We start from the raw sequence: 24,325 nt of genomic DNA on the forward strand, positions 1-24,325 counted from the left end.
CGAGCTATGGTGACTTCTGGTGTACGGAAGGAGGTAGGAAAGGTGGCGTATCCTGTTGATTGATCTCGCCAGATCACAATCAACAAGGAATGGATACGCCATGACCAATTCTACCCTCCGGGCTCTTTCACAACCAGAACCCCAAGTCACTGACCCGCTGCACGAGCTGCTGCGCCAAGGTGCCCGTGACCTGATCGCCAAGGCAGTCGAGGCTGAGTTAGCCACCTTCCTGTCGCAGTATGCTGATCAGCGGCTAGACGATGGCCGCCAGGCCGTGGTCCGCAACGGCTACCTGCCTGAGCGCACGGTCCAGACCGGGATCGGGGATGTCAGCGTGCAGGTGCCCAAGGTGCGTGACCGCAGCGGCGGTGGCGCCCGCTTCAACAGCAGCCTGCTGCCGCCCTACTTGAAGCGGGCTCGCAGCATCGAGGAACTGATCCCTTGGCTCTATCTGAAGGGGATCTCCACCGGCGACTACCAGGAGGCCTTGGCGGCGCTGCTGGGCGACCAAGCCAAGGGGCTGTCGGCCAACACGGTGTCACGGCTCAAGAAACAATGGGAAGAGGAGCATACCGAGTGGCGGCAGCGGGACCTGGCAGACCGGCGCTACGTCTACTGGTGGGCTGACGGAATCTACAGCAATGTGCGCCTGGATGACCGCCTGTGCCTGCTGGTGATCATCGGCGTAACCGAGCAGGGCCGCAAAGAGCTGGTGGCCGTCGAAGACGGCTTCCGCGAGTCGGCGGACAGTTGGAAGACCTTGCTGACAGGCCTGCGAGAGCGCGGCCTGATCCAGGCGCCCAAGCTGGCGGTGGGCGACGGTGCCATGGGGTTCTGGGCGGCCCTGAGCAAGATCTATCCGGAGACCGACCATCAGCGTTGCTGGGTTCACAAGACGGCTAACGTGCTGAACAAGCTGCCGAAGTCCGTGCAGCCCAAGGTCAAGGCCGACCTCCATGACATCTGGATGGCAGAGACCCGCGACGGGGCGCACAAGGCTTTCGATCGCACCCTGAAACGCTTCGAGGCCAAGTACCCCAAGGCGATGGGGTGCCTGGCCAAGGATCGGGAAGAGCTGCTGGCGTTCTACGACTACCCGGCAGAGCACTGGGTGCATATCCGCACCACCAACCCGATCGAGTCGACCTTCGCCACAGTCCGCCTGAGGACCAAGCGCAGCCGAAACTGCGGCTCCCGGGCGACAACCCTGGCGATGGTCTTCAAGCTGCTCCAGAGCGCCCAAAAGCGATGGCGGCGTATCAAGCACTTCCAGAAGTTGGAGCTGGTCGTCAGCAACGTCGAGTTTCGGGATGGGGAGCAGGTAACCGATCAGTCAGACAGGAATGCGGCCTGACCGCCATCCACCAGATTTGACGATAACTCTTGCTGGTCAGCTTGGGACCGTTATCACAGACAATCGAGGCAGGTAGAGCGCGCTACTGTGCAAATTCGTAAAAGAACCTGGCCAGGCGCCGCCCGGAAATGGACGTGTCCACCAGCTGGCCGACGCGTTCCCGACTGAAGTCATCCATGATGTTTAGCACGCGGAATCGGCGCTCCGAGGCCAACTGATCCGAGACGACATCCATCGACCAGCGTTGGTTGGCCCTGTCCGGACACGGCATAGGTGCTCTTGGCCGTACCAGTCGCTTACGCCGCCGGATGCGGACCTGAAGCCCACTCTCACGGTACAGCCGGTAAGTTCGCTTGCGATTCACCACCATCCCCTCATGATGTAACAGGGCGTGCAGCAACAGGTAGCCGTAGCGGGGGTAGCAGGTCGCCAAGACGTTTAGCCGAGCCCTAAGCGGCTCATCATCACGCGGCAACGCCTGGTAGCGGGCCACCGATCGTGGCAGGCCCAGCAATCGATAGGCATGTCGCTGGCTGAGCCAGCCGCCTGTCACCAGGTGCGTTACCGCCCGACGCTTCGCTTCGGGCGTCACCACTTTCCCGAGACGATCTCCTTGAAGGCAGCATTGTCGAGGGCGCTTTCCGCCAGCAGCTTCTTCAGGCGGGCATTCTCTGCCTCCAACTCCCGGAGACGCTTGGCCTCCGATACCTCCATACCACCGTACTTGGCCTTCCAGCGATAGATGGTCTGCTCGGTCACGCCATTCTGTCGGGCCAGCTCGGCGACCGACACGCCGCGCTCATGGGCCTTGAGGAGGGTGATGACGTGCTCTTCGGTATGTCGATTACGCTTCATCGCGAGATCTCCGGCTATCAGGGTAAACGTAGCGGAAATCTCGCATTGCCGGTGGACCGGTTTATGGGGTGAAGGTCAGGACAACGAAGCGCCTTGCTATGTTTCCCATGGGTCCGACCATGTCGGAGATCCTGACATGGATTTTACTCTAAAACTTGATATCAAGCACTTAGTGTGTGCTAACGCACAGAAGCCCGAGTGGATAGACACCTACCATGATGATGAGGTTCGTTCGCGTCGGTTGATCGCCGTAGTATCGGTCGCCACTACCTGCGCCAGGTAGCTAATGGCGCATTATGGAAATGCAATCTTAACAATGTAAGCAGGGAGCTCATCATGATAAGAGTCAACACTGCGGTCATCACTTTTTGTCTTCTCGGTGCACTGCCTATGGCAGCATCCGCCCAATCCTCAGAGTCCGGCCCACACGAGGGCGACCGTGAATTTTCTATCTCCGGGACCGGCAGTAACGACCGGAATTTCAATAGCGGCAACTTCGGCGTGACCGGCGACCTTGGTTGGTATCTGCGGGATAACATGGTTGCCGGTGTCAGGCAAAGCGTCAATTACGCTGATATCGAAGGTGAAGACGTCACAGATGATTTCTGGAACGGATCAACCCGTGGTTACATCAACCATCAGTTCCTCGATGATCGTGCGCGGCCCTTCATCGGCGCCAGCCTTGGCGGAATATACGGCGACGGCGTCAAGGACAGCGCCTTCGCGGGTCTGGAAACGGGCATAAAGTACTATGTTCAGACCAAGACCTTTTTCCTCGCCCGCGCTGAGTATCAGTTCTTGTTCAGCGACACCGATGATGCTACCGATGCGTTTCAGGACGATGGTGTCTGGGCCTATACGGTTGGCCTGGGCTATAACTTCTGAACCACGTCAAGGCGTTGGTTTGAAATGATGGGTTCTTCGTAACATCATGTGGATTTGGCCTGATCCAGCAGGCGCCCCACGGGGCTGCCAATCAACGTGCGCGTGATCGGGCCCCCTGGAACAAACCGTTCATGCCTTCCAGACGGGCGTTGGTCAGGCCGTTCTCGGCATCCTCCAGCCAGCATGGCAAGGCCGCGCGCAGCTGGCCAATGCCGGTGGGCGCCACCCGCCCGTACTCGCCGATCAGGCCACGAATCTGGTTGGCCTTGGAGGTATGCTGCTGAACCAGTTCACTGCGGATGCGATGCGCCGCTTGAACATCCTGCTGTGCGACCGACTTGATGGCCACGAAGCGCATGTGGGGGCGGCCCATGGCCTCGCAGATGGCCTCGGCATCGACGCGACCGTTCTTGTTGCTCTTGACGTAGGACGTGACGAACTGCGCGGCGATCAGCTTGACGTGATAGCCGCGCGCTTGCAGCGCACGGGCCAAATGGTGAGATGACGCGCAGGCTTCCATGCCGATCTCGGCCCCCATGGGGACGCGCTTGACGATGGCGTCCAGCCACCTGTCGCGCTTGTGCTTGCCGCGCCACTCGACCTGGTCATGGTGATCCACGCCGTGGACATGGAAGACGGATTTGGCAACATCGACACCTACGCGTGAAATGGGCATGGGACGCTCTCCTCTGCCAGTGGCCTCTCACCGCTCAGTGTGGTGCATCGGCGCTGGGGTAGGGTGGGGAGGACTCCATCCCATTGCTTGTCCGAGATCTCCAGCTGCCGGGAGACGGCCAGCCCCGGCATCTTCTTGACCAGCGACATGGCCGCCTTCTCGAACAGCAAGGTGAAGTCGCTGCCCTGCCGCGCCCAAGGGACTTCAATGCGCTTGACGCCATGCTCGGGGCACTTGGTGCGGGGCACGTGGGCGTGCAAGTAGCAGTGGTGCTGGAAGAAATTCAGGTGCCGCCACGTCTTCTCGGCAAAGTCGTGGGCCGGGCAGGCCTTGCCGCACGCCGGACAGGGGTAGAGGCTGCCTCGCTCGGTCTCGACATAGAGGTCCACGCGGTGAGGTGACACGGCGGTATTCAGGTGCTGGTCCTTGAGAACCCAGGGCGCTTCCAGGCCCAGGCCGAGGATCAGAATCTGGGTGCCGTCCATTCCATGTCTCCTGTCTATGTGGAGGTCATATCCTGGCCCAGTTCAGGAGGCGAACTCCACACCCAATGACGAAGAGCCCCAAAATGGCAAGGCGCGTAGGGAAAAATGTGTCACTACAGAGCGTTGTCGATCCAATAAAATCAGAGATTTACATGCATATCTGTAAAGCCCGGGAGGATCAGTTCTCTGTATCTGATGCTTGCACCCAATCTTCCGAGACATCATTGGTCCAGCGCCTTTCTTCGTCAGAATCGATGTCTCCACCACAATACCCATCGAAAGAGCTTTGGTTAAGCTACCGTAATGCGTAACGGTTTGTGCACCATTACGAAGGGTCGGCCGGTACTTGAGCGGCATGGATTCACCTCTATTCACGACTCCAGTTTGAGGAGTTCCCACCTTTCGAAGCTCATTCGTTAAGGCCGCTCGCTAGTTCTTTGCACGACCTGTTCGATCTTGCGCGCCATTTCGGGTGTGATTTCCGTGGATCGCGGGGGCAACTCCTCAGCTCCTTGCTCTCCATTTTGTTCAATATCCTTCAGGAGTAGTTTCATTTCGGCTATTTCGCGGACCTGAGCTGCAATGATCTCATCTGCGAGCTTGCGAACGCGGGGATCGCTAATGCTCGCTTTCCTTGAGCTGTTTATGGCAATTGAGTGGTGAGGGATCATGGATTTCATGAAGTCATCATCACCGATCAGCGACTGACTTCTATTCGCGAAAAGAAAAATTACGCACAACAGCGAGGCCAAGACAAGCACCCCGATTTTGGTTTTCACCCCTTTATACATAGACCACATGAAAGCCAACATCACAACGGTCATGACGCACCCCATCACCAAAGAGGCGATCAGGCGGTTTGTGCTTAACATTGCGTGATCGAATGAATAGACGAGTTGATACATCAAGAAAAACATGATGAATGTCGATGTCGCGATCATCGCCGCGAATCGACCCCAGCCCATTCCCGTCATCTGCCTTTTTTCGTCCATCTTTTGTCTTCCTTCTGGTGTGTGACGTATGATTCAATGCGAAGCCTAACGTGCGTCACTTGGTCATTGCGGTCGTCAGGCATCTTCAGGATTGTCATGGTTTTCAAAAATATCGGCTATTCATCAAGGCTCTCGAGCCGCTTTAAGAGAATTTTATGCTTATTCAGGTTGACGCTGCTCTTGGTATTATCGAATTAAAGCTCCTCCATGGTGATAAATAGTTTTCCTCTGCTCATTTAGGCAAGTATGTTTTAAACCATGGCAGCATTTATCAGAACTCTCTGTGCGCCGTCGCACATTACGCTAAAAATGATACATAAACCCCGCTGGAGCTATCTGTTAGCCTCCGACGGGGTTTAATCTGTCTTTACTGATTTCAACTAATAAAGTGGCAGTGCGGCATCGGCGTTGCGTGTTTGTTACCGATGCCGCTTGGCTGTTTTAGCGTTTATTATTCATCACGATCAGGCTCATGGTGCCCGAGACGACGGTGCATCAGGAAGTGCATGCCGAGACAGAGGGCCAGCGGCAGTACCAGCCAGGCGCCGCTGCTCAGTGATTGCCCGCGCCACATGAACAGCAGCACGGCGCCTCCCATCAGCACCACGCAGGCGGTCATCATCCATTTATGGAGTGCCCCGGCATGGGAAGACGGCTCTTGCTGTGATTCGGCCTCTCCCGAGGGGGGCTTGGTGGACTCTGGTCGTGTCATGAGCGGTCGCCTTTGGCTTGGACCGATGGGGTGGCAGTGGAAGGCTCTCCGCGGGGCTGCTCGCGGGCGTAACGCCGCTTGAGCAGCAGCGAGTTGCCGATCACCGAGAGGGAGCTGGTGGTCATGGCGATGACGCCGATCATCGGGTGCAACAGGCCGATGGCGGCGATGGGGATGGCGGCCACGTTATAGGCGCTGGCCCAAATCAGGTTCTGGACGATCTTGCCGAAGGTGGCACGCGAGAGGTGCATGGCGTCTACCACGGCGGTGAGCTCGCCGCGTACCAGGGTCACGTCCGCCGCCTCGATGGCCACGTCGGCACCGGCGCCGATAGCAATACCCACGTTGGCCTGCTTCAGCGCTGCGGCGTCGTTGATGCCGTCGCCGACCATGGCCACGTGGTTGCCGTGCTTTTCCTGCAGCGCGCGGATGGCATCGACCTTGCCTTCCGGCAGTACGCCGGCCTGGACCTCGTCGATGCCCACCTCGTCGGCCACGGCGCGGGCGGCGCGTTCGTTGTCGCCGGTGATCATCACCACGTGCAGGCCGAGATCATGCATGCCACGGATGGCCTCCACCGACTCCTGCTTGAGGGTGTCGGCCACGGCGACCAGACCCAGGGACTGCCCGTTGGCGGCGACGATCACCACGGTGCGTCCCTTGCCCTCGAGCTCGCCCATGGCGTCATCCAGGGCCTCGAGGCCGGTCACGCCTTCCTCTTCCAGCAACCGGCGATTGCCGATCAGCACCGCTTCGTCGCCAACCTTACCCGAGACACCGCGCGCACCGGTGGAACGGAACTCGCTGACCTCTCCGGGTTTCACATCACGCTCCCGGGCACCGTCGACGATGGCCCGGGCGATAGGGTGCTCCGAGGCGTTCTCCACGCTCGCCGCCAGGGTGAGCAGGCGGTTTTCGTCGACGCCCTCGGTGGCGACGGCCTCGGTGAGTTTCGGCTCGCCGCGAGTAATGGTGCCGGTCTTGTCGAGCACCATCACCTTGACGTCCTTGAAGGTCTGGATCGCCTCGCCTGAACGGATCAGGATGCCACGCTCGGCCCCGATGCCGGAGCCCACCATCAGCGCCGTGGGAGTGGCCAGGCCCAAGGCGCATGGGCAAGCAATGACCAGCACGGCGATGGCGGCGAGAATCGCCAGCACCGGCGTGGCGGCCTCGGGGTTCACCCAGGGCAGGAAGGTCGCGCCCCAGTCGAGGATCGGTCGCAGGGCATCCGGGAACAGTGCCCAGGCAATCAGGCTGGCCAGGGCAATGGCCAGCACTGCCGGCACGAAGCGTCCGGTCATGCGATCGGCGAATTCCTGGATCGGCACCCGCGAGCCTTGAGCCTGGTCGATCAGGCGCACCACCTGGGAGAGAAAGGTATCGCCGCCGACGCGAGTCGCCTTGACCCGCAATCGTCCCTCCTTGTTGATGGTGGCACCGATCACGCTGTCCCCGGGGCTCTTGTAGACCGGTATCGACTCGCCGGTGGCGATGGACTCGTCGAGATGGCTCTCGCCCTCGACCACTTCGCCGTCGGTGGGAATCTTGTCGCCGGGACGTATGATCATGATGTCGCCCGGGGCAAGCTCCTTCACCGGCACCTCCACCTCCTCGCCATCGCGTTCGACGCGCGCCGTCTTGGCGCCCAGGTTCATCAGGCGGCGGATGGCCTGGGAGGCGCGCCCCTTGGCCAATGCCTCCAGGTAACGCCCCAGCAGGTGGAAGGTCATGATGGTGGCGGCCATTTCGATGAACGAGGTCATGGGGTAGACGAAGCCGACCAGGCCGATCAGATAGGGCGGCAGGCTGCCCATGGAGATCAGCACATCCATGTTGAAGGTACCGTTCTTCAGCGAGCGCCAGGTCGACTTGTGGGTGGCGATACCGCCATAGAGGAACACCACCGGAAAGGCCAGCACGGCGATGATGGCCAGGTAGCCGGGAATCGGCTGCCAGAACATGTGCGGCATCATCAGCAGCATGATCAGGGTGGTGGGGACCGCAGCGATGATCAGCCGCTTGCGGGCCTGGCTCAGGTAGGCTTCCTCGATCTCGGCGTCGCTGTCGGCGTCCTCCGCCTCGTCGGCCTGCACGGCGGCCACATCATAGCCGGCCCCCTCCACGGCGCTCTTGAGCGCGTCACCATCGGGGCCATCCCGGGCGACGGTTACCGCCACACGGTGGCTGGCGATATTGGTGTCGATCGATTCGACACCCTCGAGCCGCGCCAGGGTGCTGCGGATGATGCCGGCACAGTGGTCCGAGCCCATGCCGGGTACCGTCAGGCGGACCTGTTGCTTGCCGGCCCCTCCACTGACGGCGGCCACGTCATAGCCGGCGCCCTCGACGGCTTTCTTCAAGGCGTCACCGTCGGGCCCACCTTCCTCGATGGTCATGCTGACATGGTGGTTGGCGATATTGGTCTGGATGTCGTTCACGCCATCGAGGCGTTCCAGCGTCTTGCGCACGATACCGGCACAGTGGTCACTGCCCATGCCGGGGACCGTCAGGGTAATCGTGGTCGGGGTCGAATCGGTCATCGCATGCCTCCTGAGGCGGAGCCGAAGGGGCGGCCAAACTGTGGCCGCCCGGACATCCTGGCGCTTCTATCGAAGCGGTTCAGTGATGGGCGTCGTGGTCGTCGGGAGCGACGCTGCTCTCAGGTGTGGCCTGCTGAAGCTGCTGACGTTGCTCGTCGGTCAGCAGGTCATGCATGGCATTTTGCATGCGCACCCTCTCGGCCATCATCTCGCCGTGAAGCTCGGCCAGCCGGCCATGCAGGGTCTTGACTTCTTCGGGATCCGGGCGTTGGCCATGCATTTCCGCCATCAGGTCGTCGCGCAGGTTCATCAGGCGGCCCATGCGTTCGAACTGGGCGGGGCGGTGCTCCTGCATCAGCGCGCGCATCTCGTCGCGCTGCTCCGGGTCGAGCATCCCCTGCATCATGCCCACGCCCGCGCCGCCCATCATCGGGCAGGGCATCATGCCGCCGCCCATCATGCCGTTCGTCATGCCGCCTCCCTGGTCGGGCGGGTTGTACGGCATGCCCTGGGCGAGGGTGACGCCGGAAGCACTGGCGCCGAGTGCCAGGACGAGTCCGAGGGCGAGAGTATGCTTGCGAATTTCCATGATCGTTCTCCTGGCGAGCTATTGGGCCCATTCAAGGCCTTTGCCCACATTATTCCGGCTACGTGCGGCACACAGGTCAATGCCAAGCAACAACGACGGGGTGTGAGGAAAGCCACCCAGGACTCAGGATCTGAACCGGTGCGTCAGCAGGTAGACGAGAAGGGGAGAAGGATCGGGCAGGGCTTGCGGGGCGCCGCTGCTGGCGATTATCCGAGGAGCCGGGTCCATACCGCCCAGGGACTCGTGAACCGTAGCGAACTTGATGTCTTGCTGCGCTACGTGCGACATGACACCAACGAGATGACGCGTGCCATGACCGTGGTGGCAGCTGGGCGCATCCTGGGGGGCGTCGATATGTTGCCCGGTCTCTACCTCGCCCTGGAAGGAGGTCTCTTGGTGGGCGGTGGTTTGGGTCGCAACCAGAAAAAGACCCATTAGCATCAGTGCGGCCATCCCGATACGCATCCACGTCAAGGCATGGACAAGTCTGAGGCGGCGTTTCGGTGGGCTCTTGGCCATGGTGGCAGACAAGTGGTTGGAAGCGGCTCTCTTACCGTAGACCAGTGAGGCCACCTGCCCATTGATCTGCATCAATCTTGCAGAATGCAGGAAACTTGTGTGCGGGGCCCGGGTTTCCCAATCTGGCCACCATCAGATACTGACACTTATCGTTATGAGGCCCGGTTATGGGTCGGCGGTCTCATGTCCCATCCTTATTGCTAATAACTGCTTTACGCACTGCCGGCATTTGCCTTGGCCGTGGCATCGTCAGTGATGGCATGCGGAGACCATGGTGACGAGTCTTGACTGACCCGCCTGCTTGAGTGCTTGCGCCCTACCGGTGCTGGTACTGGAGAGGGGCGGTCATGTAGTCGGACTCGATCACTTGGTTGCACCGCAGGTCTCGAACTGGGGCCAGCTCGTTCAGTCACGCCCGTGGTCGCCTGGGCCGTAAGGCCCTTCTTCGACGACGAGTCCTCGGTAGCCGGATGATTCTCGACGCCTCTCCCGGCGCTGGGCCACTTTCACGGCGAGGCTAACGGGGTGAGTGCGCGATTTACCCTGCCTGCCGTTCCTGTCATCGTATGGGTCAGATCCCGACACGGAGCCAGCATCTCGGGCCGGGCAGCGATGCGGAGATGGCCATGAGGGAGCACGGCAATGCACTCACGGATGGGGGCTGAAGAGGCCTTTCGCCAGCTGGCGGAGGGCCTTGGCAGGAGCGGGACCCCCGAGTTCTACGACACCCTCGTGGCGCGGCTCGCGGCCATCCTGGGGGTCGACCATGTGCTGGTGGCCCGGGTCACCGGGGATGCCATGGTCCGGACCCTGGCGGTCTGGTCGCATGGCCGGTCTCGGCCGAACCTCGCCTATCCGCTGGCGGGCACGCCCTGCGAGACCGTGGTCGTCGAGGAGGCCTGTCTCTACGCGAATGATGTCCAGGCCCGCTTTCCCGACGATGGACTCCTGCGTCAGCTGGGCGCGGTCAGCTACCTCGGCCTGCCGCTCCTGGCCGCGGACGGGACCCCCCTGGGCCTGCTCGCGGTGCTCAAGAACACGCCCATGCAGACCGCTGGCCTGGAGAAAGAGGTGCTGCGCATCGCCGCGGTCCAGGCCGGCGCCGAGCTGGACCGCAGCCGGGCCGAGCGGGCGGTGAAGGAGAGCGAGCGTCGCCTCGACACCCTGCTCAACCACCTGCCCGGCATGGCGTATCGCTGCCTGAATGATCGCGACTGGACCATGCGGATCGTCAGCCAGGGGGCGCACGCGCTGACGGGGTACCGGGCCGACGAGCTTCAGGACAACCGGGTCGCCAGCTATGCCGCGCTGATCCATCCCGCCGACCGTGAGCGGGTGTTCGAGGAGGTCCAGGCCGCCGTTTCACGCAGAGAACCCTTTCGCGTGATCTACCGCCTGCACCATGCCGGGGATGGCACCCGCTGGATGTGGGAGCAGGGCCAGGGGGTCTTCGATGCCGCCGGTGAGCTCCTCCATCTGGAGGGCTTCATCACCGACATCACCGAGCAACATGAGGCACAGCGTGTCCAGGAGGCGGTGATGCAGGTGGCCTCGACCGTCACCACCCGCATCGGCGACGACTACTTCCATCAGCTGGTCAGCACCCTGGTCGAGATCCTCGAGGCGGATGCCGGCTTCATTGCCCTGCTCGACGCCTCCCGGCCGGACGTCGATCCCCTGAGCAGCCGCGCGTCCGCGACCATGAGCATGGTCAGCGTGGTCTCGGAGGGGCAGAGGCTCGACAACTACGCCTATGCGCTGGCGGGCACCCCCTGTGAGCAGGTCCTCGACGAGCGCGAGGCCATGGTTGAATGCGACAGCACCGCGCTGCTGCCAGGTGTGGCCGGGGTGGCCAGGGCCTGGATCGGCCGCCGCCTGGACAACGCCAAGGGCGAACCGATCGGCGTGGTCATGGTGTTGTATCGCCGTCCGCTGGAGGCCAACGCCTTCGCCACCTCGGTGCTGCGCATTCTCTCCACCGGGGCCGCGGCGGAGCTGGAACGGCGCCGTGACCATCGCCGCATGCACCAGCTGGCCTATACCGACGGCACCACCGGCTTGCCCAACCGGGTGCGCTTCATGGAAGAGCTCATGCGCCTGAGGCAGGAGGCCGAGAAGGGCCAGCATCCCCTCCTTCTGCTGCTCCTCGACATCCGCCGCTTCAAGGAGATCAACGACCTCCACGGTCATCAGGTCGGTGACCAGCTGCTCTCGACCACGGCCGGGCGGCTGGCGCGTGCCATGGGGCCGAACGAGGTGCTGGCGCGGCTCTCCGGCGACGAGTTCGCGGTGCTGGTGCCACAAGCCAAGGAAACCAGCCTCGAGCAGAGCGTGCGTCGGCTGCGTGCCGCCGTGGGCAAGCCCATCGAGCTCGGGCATCGCACCTTCGTGCTCGAGGTCAGCATCGGTTCGGCCCGGTACCCGCGGGATGCCGTCACCCCCGTGGAGCTGTTCAAGTCCGCCAGCATCGCGCTCTATCACGCCAAGCAGCAGGAGGGTGGGACCTGCCCCTTCGACGAATCGATGACCCAGGCGCTCCAGCGCCGCCAGCAGATGACGGAACGGCTGAGCGCGGCGATCAGCGGCCAGCGCCTCGAGCTTCATTTCCAGCCCCAGGTCGACCTCCGCACCGGCGAGCTGGTGGGCGCCGAAGCGCTGTGCCGATGGAACGACGAGGCATGGGGCTGGGTCAGCCCGGGGGAGTTCATTCCCCTGGCGGAGGAGCGCGGACTGGTACGCCCGCTGGGCGACTGGGTGCTGCAGGCGGCCTCCCGGCAGATGGCCGCCTGGCGGCGCGAGGGCATGGCCCTGCCCGGCCGGCTCTCCCTCAACGTCTCCGCCCAGCAGTTCGTGGATCCGCAACTGGCCGAGCACATCGCCACCCTGACCCGGGACGTCCCCGCCTCGGCCATCGGCCTGGAGCTCACCGAGAGTGACTTCATGCGCGACCCCGAGCAGGCCGTCGGCATTACCCATGCGCTGCGCGAGGCCGGCTATGCCCTGGCCATCGACGATTTCGGCACCGGCTACTCCTCGCTCTCCTATCTGCGCCGGTTCTCGGCCGATGCCCTGAAGATCGATATCTCCTTCGTGCGGGAGATGCTCGAGAGCCACCATGACCGGGCCATCATCGAGACCATCATCGCCATGGCCCAGACCCTGGGGATGAAGACCGTGGCCGAGGGCGTCGAGACGCCGGAGCAGGCCGAGGCCCTGGCCGGCATGGGCTGTGACCAGGCCCAGGGATACCATTACGGCCGACCGTTGCCGGCCGCCGACTTTGCCGCTGTCTGGGCCCGGGCCATGCGCCGTGAGGCGCCGGGCTAATGGTGGCGGCCGGTAGAACCCTGATGCCATGACATCGTCACCAGCAAGGGTCGGTGACGCCGGCCTGAGCCCTCCCTTCCCCCCCCCCCACCTTGCCTGTGAGCGACACCCCATCGCCCTGAATGCGACATCATTGTCGGTATCAACTGGCGGCGCGGCGGCGGATAGGTAATTGTGACATGCCAGATCACGACGCCTTGCGGTACCTTTCGGGACGGACTTGCCTGATCGCGACAGCCAGACACCGGCGGGCGTCCGGATTCGGACACAACAACACCCTGTGTACGACCCCCCGTACAGGAGTCTCGCCATGACGACCTCTTCCCAGGCGCCGCACAAGTCGGCCGCTCCCCAGGCCATCGGCTTCCTGCTGTTGGAAAACTTCACGCTCTTCTCGCTGGCCTCGGCCATCGAGCCGTTGCGCATGGCCAACCAGCTGGCCGGCCGGGAGCTCTATCGATGGTTCACCCTGAGCCTCGATGGCGAGCCGATCTCCGCCAGCGATGGCTTAAAGGTCACCCCGGATGCGGCGATCACGGTGCCGCTGGCGCTGGACATGGTGGTGGTCTGTGGTGGGGTGGGACCGGCGCGCGCGGTACAGCGCGAGCATGTCGTCTGGCTGCAGGGTCAGGCACGCCTCTCCCGTCGGCTGGGGGGGATCTGCACCGGCAGCTGGGCGCTGGCCAAGGCGGGGCTGCTGGATGGCTACGAGACCAGTGTCCACTGGGAGTGCCTGGCCGCCATGCAGGAGTCCTTCCCCCGCGCCCTGCTCACGACCCGGCTGTTCTCCATCGATCGCGAAAGGGCCACCGCCTCGGGCGGGACCGCTCCCCTGGACATGATGCTCACCCTGATCGGCCGGGATCACGGCCGCGAGCTCGCGGCGGGGATTTCCGAGATGTTCATCTGTGACCGCGTGCGCGGGGAGCAGGACCAGCAGCGCGTGCCGCTCAAGCATATCCTCGGCACCACTCAGCCCAAGCTGCTCGAGATCGTGGCACTCATGGAGGCCAACCTGGAGGAGCCCATCGGGCTCGAGGAACTCGCGGCCTATGTCGACGTGTCGCGTCGCCAGCTCGAGCGGCTCTTCCAGAAATACCTGCTCTGTTCGCCGTCGCGCTACTACCTCAAGCTGAGGCTGACCCGCGCCCGGCAGCTGCTCAAGCAGACCTCGATCTCGATCATCGAGGTGGCATCCGCCTGCGGCTTCGTGTCCACCCCGCACTTTTCCAAGTGTTACCGGGAGTTCTTCGGCCAGCCGCCCCGGGACGAACGACTGGGCGCGAGCCAGGTCAGGCTGCCGGTGGCCCCGTCATGCGCGCAGGCAGGGACCAACCTGGAACTGCTGACCTTCGAGGCCTACCCGACCGAGCCGGTCTCCTCGGCCATCATGGCGCTCGACCAGGCGCGCGGCGAGCCGACCTACGCCAGCGTGCTCCTGCGCTCCTGAACCGTGCCTTCCTGACACCTCCTGCCGGACCCGATCGCCATGCCGACCCTCACGGGCCGGCATGGCGTCGTCGTGCGTCGTAGGCGCGACAGTCATGACGTTTTTGGAATTCTCGTCGTCGCTTCCAGGCGCCGAGCCGGGGTGGGCCAGCGCTATGCTGCCGTCGAGTCGAACACATCCCCGGAGCGGTACACATGACCCCAAGAGAGCTGCACGACGACGCCATCGTCATCGATGGCCTGATCATCGCCAAGTGGAACCGCGAGCTGTTCGAGGACATGCGGCGCGGTGGGCTGACGGCGGCCAACTGCACGGTTTCCGTCTGGGAGGGATTCCAGGCCACCGTCGACAACATCGTCCGGTCCAATGCGCTGATGGCCGAGTGCAGCGACCTGGTCCGCCCCGTGCGCACTACCGCCGACATCACCCGGGCCAAGGAGGAGGGCAGGACCGGCATTCTCTACGGCTTCCAGAACGCCCATGCCTTCGAGGACCAGATCGGCTACGTGGAGGTCTTCAAGCAGCTCGGCGTGGGTATCGTGCAGATGTGCTACAACACCCAGAACCTGGTGGGCACCGGCTGCTACGAGCGTGACGGCGGCCTCTCCGGCTTCGGCCGCGAGATCGTCGCCGAGATGAATCGCGTCGGCATCATGTGCGACCTCTCCCACGTCGGCGAGAAGACCTCCACCGAGGTCATCGAGGCCTCCGAGAAGCCGGTCTGCTACTCCCACTGCCTGCCCTCCGGGCTCAAGGAGCATCCGCGCAACAAGTCCGACGCCGAGCTCAAGTTCATCGCCGACCGGGGCGGCTTTGTCGGCGTGACCATGTTCACCCCCTTCCTGCGTGCCGGCGTCGATGCCACCGTCGACGACTACGTCGAGGCGATCGAGTACGTGATGAACATCGTCGGCGAGGACGCCATCGGCATCGGCACCGACTTCACCCAGGGCCACGACCAGGACTTCTTCGAGTGGCTCACCCACGACAAGGGCTATGCCCGCCGCCTGACCCGCTTCGGCAAGATCATCAACCCCGAGGGCATCCGCACCATCGGCGAGTTCCCCAACCTCACCGAGGCGCTCTCGCGCCGCGGCTTCAGCGAGCCCCAGGTGAGGAAGATCATGGGCGAGAACTGGGTGCGCGTGCTGAAAGACGTCTGGGGCGACTGATAACACCTTTCTCACTTTGCATCGCCCGAGGGGGCGACGGGGGCAGGCTGAAGAGGAGATCCCTTTCCAAGACAGCGCCTCCTCGATGGTCCGGCACCCCGGGACCTGCCGCCGGAAAGCCCCTGTCGACTGACTGCCAAGAACAACGAGTTTAGAGGACTACCACCGTGACCAAGATGGCCCCCGAACTGCCCATCGAAGTGGATAGCGAGACCGGCGTCTGGACCACCGATGCCCTGCCCATGCTCTATGTGCCGCGCCATTTCTTCATCAACAACCATGTGGCCGTGGAGGAGGCGCTCGGCGCCGAGACGTACGCCGAGATCCTCTACCACGCCGGCTACAAGAGCGCCTGGCACTGGTGCGAGAAGGAGGCCGAGTGCCATGGCCTCGAGGGCGTGGACGTCTTTGACCACTACATGAAGCGTCTCTCCCAGCGCGGCTGGGGCCATTTCATCACCGAGGCCATCGACCTCGACGCCGGCACCTGTCGGGTGCGCCTGGAACACAGCGCCTTCGTCTATCAGCTGGGCAAGGTCGGTCGCAAGGTCGAGTACATGTTCACCGGCTGGTTCGCCGGCGCCATGGACCAGATCCTCGCCGCCCGCGGCAGCGACCTGCGCACCGTCGCCGAGCAGACCCAGAGCGCCGCCGAGGAAGGCTGCGAGGTGGGCGTTTTCGAAGTCAAGCCGCTGACCGGCGCCGCCCGCTAAGCCCGGGAACGAGGAGAGAGAACCATGGCATTCGACGCGATCTTCCAGCCGATCGAGATCGGCAAGCTCACCATCCGTAACCGGGTCGTCAGCACCGCCCACGCCGAGGTGCACGCCACCGACGGCGGCATGACCACCGAGCGCTACGTCAGGTACTACGAGGAGAAGGCCAAGGGCGGCTGCGGCCTCAGCATCTGCGGCGGCTCCTCGGTGGTCTCCATCGACAGCCCCCAGGGCTGGTGGAGCTCGGTGAACCTCGCCACCGACCGCATCATCCCACACTTCCAGAACCTCGCCGATGCCGTGCACAAGCACGGCGGCAAGATCATGATCCAGATCACCCATATGGGGCGCCGCTCGCGGTGGGACGGCTACGACTGGTCGACTCTGCTGTCGCCCTCCGGCATCCGCGAGCCGGTGCACCGCTCCACCTGCAAGACCATCGAGGAGGAGGATATCTGGCGCATCATCGGCGATTTCGCCCAGGCCGCGCGCCGGGCCAAGGAAGGGGGCCTCGACGGCGTCGAGCTCTCCGCCGTGCACCAGCACCTGATCGACCAGTTCTGGAGCCCGCGGGTCAACAAGCGCGAGGACCAGTGGGGCGGCAGCTTCGAGAACCGCATGCGCTTCGGCATGGAGGTGCTCAAGGCGGTGCGCGCCGAGGTCGGCGACGACTTCGTGGTGGGCATGCGCATCTGCGGTGACGAGTTCCACCCCGACGGCCTCTCCCACGAGGACATGAAACAGATCGCCGCCTACTACGATGCCACCGGGCAGGTGGACTTCTTCGGCGTGATCGGCTCCGGCTGCGACACCCACAACACCCTGGCCAACGTGATTCCCAACATGTCCTACCCGCCGGAGCCTTTCCTGCACCTGGCGGCGGGCATCAAGGAAGTGGTCAGCGTGCCGGTGATCCACGCCCAGAACATCAAGGACCCCAACCAGGCCCAGCGCATCCTCGAGGGCGGCTATGTGGACCTGGTGGGCATGACCCGGGCGCAAATCGCCGACCCGCACATGATCGCCAAGATCAAGATGGGCCAGGTGGACCAGATCAAGCAGTGCGTGGGCGCCAACTACTGCATCGACCGCCAGTACCAGGGCCTGGACGTGCTGTGCATCCAGAACGCCGCCACCTCCCGCGAGTACATGGGCCTACCGCATATCATCGAGAAGAGCGAAGGCCCCAAGCGCAAGGTCGTGGTGGTCGGCGGTGGCCCCGGCGGCATGGAGGCGGCCCGCGTCGCCGCCGAGCGCGGCCACGACGTCACCCTGTTCGAGGCCGCCGAGGCGCTCGGCGGGCAGATCACCATCGCCGCCCAGGCCCCGCAGCGCGACCAGATCGCCGGCATCACCCGCTGGTATCAGCTGGAGCTGGCGCGCCTGAACGTCGACCTGCGCCTGGGCACCCGCGCCGACGAGGCGACCCTGCTCGACCTGCGCCCGGATATCGTGGTGCTGGCCACCGGCGGTCATCCCTTCCTGGAGCAGGATCCGCAGTGGGGCTACTCCGAGAATCCCGAGGAGAGCCTGGTGGTCAGCACCTGGGACATCCTCTCCGGCAAGGTCGCCCCGGGCAAGAACGTGCTGATCTACGACACCATCTGCGAGTTCTCCGGGCTCTCGGCGGCGGACTACCTGGCCGACAAGGGCGCCAAGGTGGAGATCGTCACCGACGACATCAAGCCCGGCGCCGCGGTGGGCGGCACCACCTTCCCGACCTACTACCGCAGCCTCTACGAGAAGGAGGTGATCATGTCCTCCGACCTGTTGCTGCACAAGGTCTACCGGGAGGGCGACGGCCTGGTGGCGGTGCTCGAGAACGAGTACACCGGTGCCCTGGAAGAGCGCGTGGTCGACCAGGTGGTGGTGGAGAACGGCGTGCGTCCCGACGAGGGGCTCTACTACGCCCTCAAGGCGCAGTCCCGCAACAAGGGGCAGGTGGACCTGGAGGCGCTCTACGCCATTCAGCCCCAGCCCTGCCTGAGCGAGGCGGGGGACGGCTTCCTGCTGTTCCGCCTGGGCGACTGCACGGCGCCGCGCAATACCCATGCGGCCATCTACGACGCCCTGCGGATCTGCAAGGACTTCTGACCACCCGCTGGAAGCCAGAAGCTTGACGCTGGAAGTGAAACGCGGCCTTTCGCCCTTTCTTCCAGCTTCCGGCTTACAGCTTCCGGCTCGCCTATGAGGTGAGCACCATGCTCGAGACCCTGCTACCGATACTGATCTTTTCCGCCCTGGGCGTGGCGGTGATCGGCGCCTGGCGGCGTGTTCGCCTATGGCGCCAGGGGCGGCCCTCCGCCGTGCCGCTGCTCAAGGGCCTGGCCGCCATGCCGCGCCGCTACCTGGTGGATCTGCACCATGTGGTGGGGCGTGACAAGGTGATGTCCAACACCCATGTGGCCACCGCCGGTGGCTTCGTGGCCGCCGCCGTGCTGATGACCCTGGTGCATGGCCTGGGGCTCGCCAATCCCTGGCTGGGTGGACTCTTGTTGCTGGCCAGCGCGACCATGTTCGTGGGCAGCCTGTTCGTGGCCCGGCGCCGCCGCAACCCGCCCGCGCGCCTCTCCAGGGGCCCCTGGATGCGCCTGCCCAGGAGCCTGATGGCCTTCTCCCTGGGCGTCTTTGCTATCACCCTGCCGGCGGTCGGCATACTGCCGGCCGGCTTCGGTCACTGGCTGCTGGGGCTGCTGCTGGCCGCGGTGGTGGCCTGGGGCCTGGCCGAGATGGTCGTCGGCATGACCTGGGGCGGGCCCATGAAGCACGCCTTCGCCGGCGCCCTGCACCTGGCCTTCCATCGCCGCCCGGAGCGCTTCTCCACCAAAGCAGGAGGGGAGGGGCGCTCCACCGGCCTCAAGGCGCTGGACCTGGAAGACCCGTCGGCGCCGCTGGGCGTGGAGACGCCCGCCGACTTTACCTGGAACCAGCTGCTGGGCTTCGATGCCTGCGTGCAGTGCGGGCGCTGCGAGGCAGTCTGCCCGGCCTTCGCCGCCGGCCAGCCGCTCAATCCCAAGAAGCTGATCCAGGACATGGTGGTGGGCATGGCCGGGGGCAGCGATGCCCATTACGCCGGTTCTCCCCACCCTTCACAAGGGCTTGGGGGCAAGCCGGTGGGCGAGCACCATGGCACCCCCCATGGGCCCATCGTGGCCCGCGAGGGCAAGGCGCTGGTGGATGCCGAGACCCTGTGGTCCTGCACCACCTGCCGCGCCTGCGTGGAGGAGTGCCCGATGATGATCGAGCACGTGGACGCCATCGTCGACATGCGCCGCTTCCTGACCCTGGAACGCGGCGAGACGCCCAACAAGGCCCCCGAGGTGCTCGACAACCTGATCGCCACCGACAATCCCGGCGGCTTCGCCCCCGGCGCACGCATGCACTGGGCGGCCGACCTCGATCTGCCGCTGATCGCCGACCTGCAGCAGGTGGACGTGCTGCTGTGGCTGGGCGATGGCGCCTTCGACATGCGCAACCAGAGGACGCTGAGGGCCCTGGTCAAGGTGCTGCGCGCCGCCGGCGTCGACTTTGCCGTGCTCGGCAACGAGGAGCGCGACAGCGGTGACGTGGCGCGTCGCCTGGGCGACGAGGCCACCTTCCAGTCCCTTGCCAGGCGCAATATTGCCACCCTGGCGCAGTACCGCTTCCAGCATATCGTCACCTGTGACCCCCACAGCTTCCACGTGCTGGGCAACGAGTATGGCGAGCTCGGCGGCCACTACCGCGTCTATCACCACAGCACCTACATCGCCGAGCTTTATGAGTCCGGCCGCCTGGCCTTCCGGCCCTGGAAGGGTGGCAGCGTGACCTATCATGACCCGTGTTATCTGGGCCGCTACAACGGCGAGTACGAGGCGCCCCGCAACGTCCTGCGCGCCCTGGGCATCCAGGTTTCCGAGATGGAGCGCTCCGGCTTTCGCTCGCGGTGCTGCGGCGGCGGCGGCGGTGCGCCGATCACCGATATTCCCGGCAAGCGGCGCATCCCCGACATGCGCATGAACGATGTCGAGGCGACCGGCGCCTCGCTGGTGGCGGTGGGCTGTCCGCAGTGCACGGCCATGCTGGAGGGCGTCGTCGATGCCGGTGCCGAGGTGCGCGATATCGCCGAGCTGGTGGCCGATGCCCTGGTGGCGCGTCCCGCCGTCGGTGCGTTCGATGCGACCCGCCGGCCCCAGGCCGAGGAGGTGATCTGATGCGCGAGATTCATCGCCGCGATCCACGTCGCGAGTGGATTGTCCGTAACCGCCTGCATCCCGAGCACCTGAGCGTGCTCGCCGAGCAGGGAGGCGGGGCCGCCAGCGAGTGGCTGGGGCCCCAAGGGGTGATTCGCAAGAATCCCCACGCCATCGGCTTTATCGGCCCCAATGGCGTCAAGCGCATCGACCGTAGCGGCGCCCAGCAGGGTGGCCAGGCCGCGGGCGGTGCCCGCCAGGCGGCCCAGGATAGCCGTCGCCAGGTCACCATCGAGGCCCCGGCCTTCCTGGTGGCGGTGGTGCCGGAGCTCTCCGGCGGTCGCCTCTCCGGCCATGACAAGGACCTGCTGGGCCTGGCCCGGCGCCTGGCCGATGCCGACGCCGAGCGCCCTGGTGCCGTACTGGCCGTGGTGTTCGGCGAGCACAAGGAGGAGGGGTTTGGCGAGGCGGGCATCGATCGGCTGCTGCACCTCGACGACGGCGGCTATGCCGGCTTCGCCCCCGAGGCGCGCCTGGCGGCGCTCTCCGCCGTGGAGCGGGAGCTGGCGCCGCGTCACTGGCTGCTGCCTGATTCGCCCCTGGGCGGGGCCGACCTGGGCCGGCGCCTGGCGCTGCGCCTGGGCGAGCGGCCCGCCACTGGCGTCTGGCAGCTCGAGGCGTCCGAGTCCGGCTGGCGCTGTACCGCCCGCGGCGCGGCGGAGAGCCTGGATATCCAGCGCCCCCTGCCGCGGGTCGCCTTGGCCCTGGCCGAATGCGCCGAGCCGGTGGACGAGACCCGTCACGCCGCCGAGCCCCTGAGCCTGGCGGAGGCGATTCCCAGCGCCCTGTCACGTATCGAGGATCTGGGACAGGTGGCGGTGGATCCCGCCGGGGTGGCGCTCGCCGAGGCGGAGTTCATCCTCTCCGGCGGCAACGGCGTCAAGGATTGGGATGGCTTCCACCACGCCGCCAGGGTGCTGGGGGCCACCGAAGGGGCCTCCCGGGTCGCCGTGGATGACGGTTTCATGGACCGCCACCGCCAGGTGGGGGCCACCGGCACCTGGGTCACCGCCCGAGTCTATATGGCGGTGGGCATCAGTGGCGCCATCCAGCACCTGCAGGGCATTCAGAGCTGCGACAAGGTGGTGGCCATCAACCTCGACCCCGGGTGTGACATGGTCAAGCGCGCCGACCTGGCGGTGATCGGCGAGAGCGCCGAGATCCTCGCCGCCCTGGTGGCCAAGGTGGAACAGCAGCGAGGAGGGCAGCGCGATGCGGCCTGAGCAGCAGGGAGTCGAGGTGGCGGTACTGGTCTCGGTGGGACGCCACCCCATCACCGGGCGCGCCCGCCGCGCCGATCAGGATGCCCGGGGGCTGGAGCTGGCCCTGGGCCTGGAGCGCCAGTTGCCCGGCAGCCGGGTGAGCCTGTTGCATGCCGGCCCGCGCGGCGAGGAGAGTGAAGCGGCGCTGCGCGGCTACCTGGGCATGGGGCTGGAGACCCTGACGCTGCTGGAGCAGGCCGAGGGGGCCGATGCCATCCCGGCCCTGGCCGAGCACCTGGCCGCGGCGCCGCCGCAGCTGGTGATCACCGGGGCTCGGGCCGAGCGAGGCGAGGGCTCGGGCCTCCTGCCCTATGCCCTGGCCGAGCGCCTGGGCTGGCCGCTGGTCAATGGTCTGGCCGCGGTGGAGAGGGTCGAGAACGGCGTGGCGACCCTGCTCCAGGCCCTGCCCCGGGGCCAGCGGCGGCGCCTCAAGGTGCGCCTGCCGGCCATCGTCAGCGTGGATGGCGCCGCCCCGGTGGCGCGCCAGAGCGCCTTCGGTCCGGCTCGCCGGGCCGAGCTCGAGGCCACCCCGGTGGCCGCCGAACCCGACCGGGAGCTGGCCCAGTGGCAACTGGCGCCGGCCCGCAAGCGGCCCAAGCGCCTGAAGGTCATCAAGGCCGCCTCGGCCCGGGATCGCTTCAAGGCCGCGGCGGCCAAGGCCGAGGGTGGGGGCGGGCAGGTGCTTGCAGACGTCACCCCGGCGCAGGGGGCCGAAGCGATCCTCAAGCTGCTGCGCGAGGAGGGCGTCCTGCCCCGCTGACCAGGCGGCCTGTCAGACGACGACAGCCCCGGCCAGGTGCCGGGGCTGTCGTCTGTGCGGGGCAGGCGCGATCGTCAGGGCGCGATGCGCTCGCTGGCGTCGGTGAAGCCCATCAGGGAGATGTCCAGGTCCATGCGGTTACCGCGCGGCCCGATCAGGCTGAGGGTCGCGTTGCTGCCGCCGCGCAGTTCCTGCAGCAGCGACGGTTCCAGGGGCAGGTCGGCGCGGCAGCTCTGTTCCAGGCAGACCTGGTAGGGGAACTGGGCCGGCTCATCGCCACCGACGCTCAGCTGCAGGCCCGGGGCGAGTCGCACGCCCAGTGGCAGCAGGAAGGTCATCGCCGGGCGTCCTTCGAGCTCGGGGGGATAGCCCACGATCACCCGCATCAGGGGGTCGTCGCTGTCCGGGTTGGTGACCAGCTGGCTCATGGTGCAGGCCCCCTGGCTGCGCTCGGGCGGGCAGATCACCTCCCAGTCCCGGAACTGTTCGGTCTCGACATCGGCACCGGGGCTCCCAGGAGATGTCTGCTGGGCGACGGCATGGAAGGCAAGGGCCATCAGCGATAGCAGGGCGGTCAGGCACAGGCGTCTTGCGAAACGGTTCGACATAGGGGGTGTTCCTCCTTGGCATGAGTGGCCATGAACGCTGGGTCGGTGGGTGTCACTCCGGTATTCACCCGACGTCCTGGTGGATACCGAGAGGATAACCATGCCTGCTTGACCCTGCGAGGTCGAGTCCAGGACCGTTTCTGCCATGAGGTGCGGCAGTCATCGACAAGAACCCCGGCGGGTTGCCGGGGTCGTCGGTTCGAGGGCAGGGCAGGGTCAGGCAGTCGGGACGAGCCCAGGGCGGCGTTGCTCCTCGTGCAGCCCCTTGACCAGGCTGAACGCCATCATCAGCAGGATCAGGGTGAAGGGCAGCCCGGTGGCCACGGCCCCGGCCTGGAGGGCGCCCAGTGCGGCGTCGCCGCCGCCGTAGAGCAGGATACCGGCGATCACCCCCTCCAGGGTGGCCCAGAAGACCCGCTGGCTGCGCGGGGCATCGGTCTTGCCGCCGGCGGTGATGCTGTCGATCACCAGCGAGCCGGAATCCGACGAGGTGACGAAGAAGATCAGCACCAGCAGGATCGCCAGGCTGGAGGTCAGGGTGGTCAGCGGCAGCTGCTCGAGCATCTGGAACATCGCCAGGGAGACGTCGCTGATGCCATGGGCCAGCTCGCCGACGCCGGCGGCGGACTGGGCCAGGGCGGTGCCGCCGAAGGCGCTCATCCAGACGATGGTGACCACGGTCGGTACCAGCAGCACGGCGGTCAGGAACTCGCGGACCGTGCGCCCGCGCGAGACCCGGGCGATGAACATGCCGACGAAGGGCGACCAGGAGATCCACCAGGCCCAGTAGAACACCGTCCAGCCGTGGTACCAGGTGGTGTCGTCTCGGCCGATCCAGTTGGAGAGCGGCACGACATGGCTGGCGTAGGCCAGGGTGGTGTCCCACAGGCCGTTGAGGAACAGCAGGGTGGAGCCGGTGATCACCACGAAGGCCAGCAGGGCGAAGGCGATCACCATGTTGATGTTGGAGAACAGCTTCACGCCCCCGTCGATGCCCCGCCATACCGAGAACAGCGCCACCACCGTGACGCCGACGATGATCGCCAGCTGGGTGCCGAGGGTGTTGGGGACGTCGAACAGGTAGTTGAGGCCGCCGGCGGCCTGGGAGGCCCCGAAGCCCAGGGAGGTGGCCAGGCCGAAGATGGTCGCCAGTACCGCGGTGATGTCGATCAGGTGGCCGGCCCAGCC

The 24,325-nt window shown here is 65.2% G+C and carries 21 protein-coding genes; 11 read left to right on the forward strand and 10 right to left on the reverse strand.

From position 1 onward, the window contains the following. Positions 1-100: 100 nt before the first annotated feature. The gene (locus tag QLQ83_RS00285) at positions 101-1,354 is read left to right on the forward strand and encodes an IS256 family transposase (RefSeq protein WP_282733537.1); all 1,254 of its coding nucleotides are present in this window, start codon (positions 101-103) and stop codon (positions 1,352-1,354) included. Between the two features lie 82 nt (positions 1,355-1,436). Here QLQ83_RS00285 and QLQ83_RS00290 read toward each other — a convergent pair whose 3' ends face one another. Then, positions 1,437-1,949 (reverse strand): IS3 family transposase, encoded by a 513-nt coding sequence (locus QLQ83_RS00290; RefSeq protein WP_282733586.1) that lies wholly within the window; start codon positions 1,947-1,949, stop codon positions 1,437-1,439. Continuing rightward, positions 1,943-2,209: a transposase gene (locus QLQ83_RS00295; RefSeq protein ID WP_282733587.1), complete on the reverse strand. Its 267-nt coding sequence runs from the start codon at positions 2,207-2,209 to the stop codon at positions 1,943-1,945. Before QLQ83_RS00295 ends, QLQ83_RS00290 begins: the two co-directional genes overlap by 7 nt. Positions 2,210-2,545: 336 nt before the next feature. Between QLQ83_RS00295 and QLQ83_RS00300 the strand changes: the two genes are divergently transcribed. After that, a complete protein-coding gene (locus QLQ83_RS00300; RefSeq protein ID WP_282733588.1) occupies positions 2,546-3,094 on the forward strand; it encodes an outer membrane beta-barrel protein in 549 nt (182 codons plus the stop codon). A gap of 91 nt (positions 3,095-3,185) precedes the next feature. Here the strand turns inward: QLQ83_RS00300 and QLQ83_RS00305 are convergent, their stop codons facing one another. From QLQ83_RS00305 to QLQ83_RS00330, 6 genes are all read right to left on the reverse strand, one after another. Then, on the reverse strand, positions 3,186-3,770 hold the full coding sequence (locus QLQ83_RS00305; protein ID WP_282733589.1) for an IS110 family RNA-guided transposase: 585 nt from the start codon (positions 3,768-3,770) through the stop codon (positions 3,186-3,188). Further along, positions 3,752-4,255, reverse strand: a complete 504-nt coding sequence (locus tag QLQ83_RS00310) for a transposase family protein (RefSeq protein ID WP_282733590.1) — start codon at positions 4,253-4,255, stop codon at positions 3,752-3,754. The genes QLQ83_RS00305 and QLQ83_RS00310 overlap by 19 nt, the downstream gene beginning before the upstream one ends. Positions 4,256-4,671: 416 nt before the next feature. Next, the gene (locus QLQ83_RS00315) at positions 4,672-5,247 is read right to left on the reverse strand and encodes a DUF305 domain-containing protein (RefSeq protein ID WP_282733591.1); all 576 of its coding nucleotides are present in this window, start codon (positions 5,245-5,247) and stop codon (positions 4,672-4,674) included. A gap of 451 nt (positions 5,248-5,698) precedes the next feature. Further along, the gene (locus tag QLQ83_RS00320; RefSeq protein ID WP_282733592.1) at positions 5,699-5,959 is read right to left on the reverse strand and encodes a hypothetical protein; all 261 of its coding nucleotides are present in this window, start codon (positions 5,957-5,959) and stop codon (positions 5,699-5,701) included. Further along, entirely contained in the window at positions 5,956-8,502 is a 2,547-nt protein-coding gene (locus tag QLQ83_RS00325; protein ID WP_282733593.1) for a heavy metal translocating P-type ATPase, read from the reverse strand. Before QLQ83_RS00325 ends, QLQ83_RS00320 begins: the two co-directional genes overlap by 4 nt. Positions 8,503-8,581: 79 nt before the next feature. Next, a complete protein-coding gene (locus tag QLQ83_RS00330) occupies positions 8,582-9,091 on the reverse strand; it encodes a Spy/CpxP family protein refolding chaperone (protein ID WP_282733594.1) in 510 nt (169 codons plus the stop codon). A 138-nt stretch (positions 9,092-9,229) separates the two neighbouring features. Between QLQ83_RS00330 and QLQ83_RS00335 the strand changes: the two genes are divergently transcribed. The 9 genes from QLQ83_RS00335 (at position 9,230) to etfB (ending at position 22,529) form a co-directional block, all read left to right on the forward strand. Continuing rightward, positions 9,230-9,529, forward strand: a complete 300-nt coding sequence (locus QLQ83_RS00335; RefSeq protein ID WP_282733595.1) for a hypothetical protein — start codon at positions 9,230-9,232, stop codon at positions 9,527-9,529. Positions 9,530-10,252: 723 nt separating this feature from the next. Continuing rightward, on the forward strand, positions 10,253-12,937 hold the full coding sequence (locus QLQ83_RS00340; RefSeq protein WP_282733596.1) for an EAL domain-containing protein: 2,685 nt from the start codon (positions 10,253-10,255) through the stop codon (positions 12,935-12,937). Positions 12,938-13,247: 310 nt separating this feature from the next. Continuing rightward, positions 13,248-14,387: a choline metabolism transcriptional regulator GbdR gene (gbdR, locus tag QLQ83_RS00345; protein ID WP_282733597.1), complete on the forward strand. Its 1,140-nt coding sequence runs from the start codon at positions 13,248-13,250 to the stop codon at positions 14,385-14,387. 194 nt (positions 14,388-14,581) lie between these two features. Further along, on the forward strand, positions 14,582-15,559 hold the full coding sequence (locus QLQ83_RS00350) for a dipeptidase (RefSeq protein WP_282733598.1): 978 nt from the start codon (positions 14,582-14,584) through the stop codon (positions 15,557-15,559). A gap of 167 nt (positions 15,560-15,726) precedes the next feature. Continuing rightward, positions 15,727-16,272 carry a 4-vinyl reductase gene (locus QLQ83_RS00355; protein ID WP_282733599.1) on the forward strand — a complete coding sequence of 182 codons (546 nt, stop codon included), beginning with the start codon at positions 15,727-15,729 and terminating at the stop codon, positions 16,270-16,272. Between the two features lie 24 nt (positions 16,273-16,296). Beyond that, complete coding sequence (gene dgcA / locus QLQ83_RS00360; RefSeq protein ID WP_282733600.1) at positions 16,297-18,369, forward strand: dimethylglycine demethylation protein DgcA; 2,073 nt, start codon at positions 16,297-16,299, stop codon at positions 18,367-18,369. A 107-nt stretch (positions 18,370-18,476) separates the two neighbouring features. Then, a complete protein-coding gene (locus QLQ83_RS00365; RefSeq protein WP_282733601.1) occupies positions 18,477-20,468 on the forward strand; it encodes a (Fe-S)-binding protein in 1,992 nt (663 codons plus the stop codon). Beyond that, positions 20,468-21,730, forward strand: a complete 1,263-nt coding sequence (gene etfA, locus QLQ83_RS00370) for an electron transfer flavoprotein subunit alpha (protein ID WP_282733602.1) — start codon at positions 20,468-20,470, stop codon at positions 21,728-21,730. The genes QLQ83_RS00365 and etfA overlap by 1 nt, the downstream gene beginning before the upstream one ends. Further along, a complete protein-coding gene (gene etfB, locus QLQ83_RS00375) occupies positions 21,720-22,529 on the forward strand; it encodes an electron transfer flavoprotein subunit beta (RefSeq protein ID WP_282733603.1) in 810 nt (269 codons plus the stop codon). Before etfA ends, etfB begins: the two co-directional genes overlap by 11 nt. Before the next feature lie 74 nt (positions 22,530-22,603). Here etfB and QLQ83_RS00380 read toward each other — a convergent pair whose 3' ends face one another. Together QLQ83_RS00380 and QLQ83_RS00385 are read right to left on the reverse strand one after the other, a co-directional pair. Next, complete coding sequence (locus tag QLQ83_RS00380; RefSeq protein WP_282733604.1) at positions 22,604-23,137, reverse strand: invasion associated locus B family protein; 534 nt, start codon at positions 23,135-23,137, stop codon at positions 22,604-22,606. A 216-nt stretch (positions 23,138-23,353) separates the two neighbouring features. Further along, on the reverse strand, positions 23,354-24,325 hold a 972-nt coding region (locus QLQ83_RS00385), incomplete at its 5' end, for a BCCT family transporter (protein WP_282733605.1).

Source organism: Halomonas rhizosphaerae (genome assembly GCF_030010555.1).
Lineage (GTDB): Bacteria > Pseudomonadota > Gammaproteobacteria > Pseudomonadales > Halomonadaceae > Halomonas > Halomonas rhizosphaerae.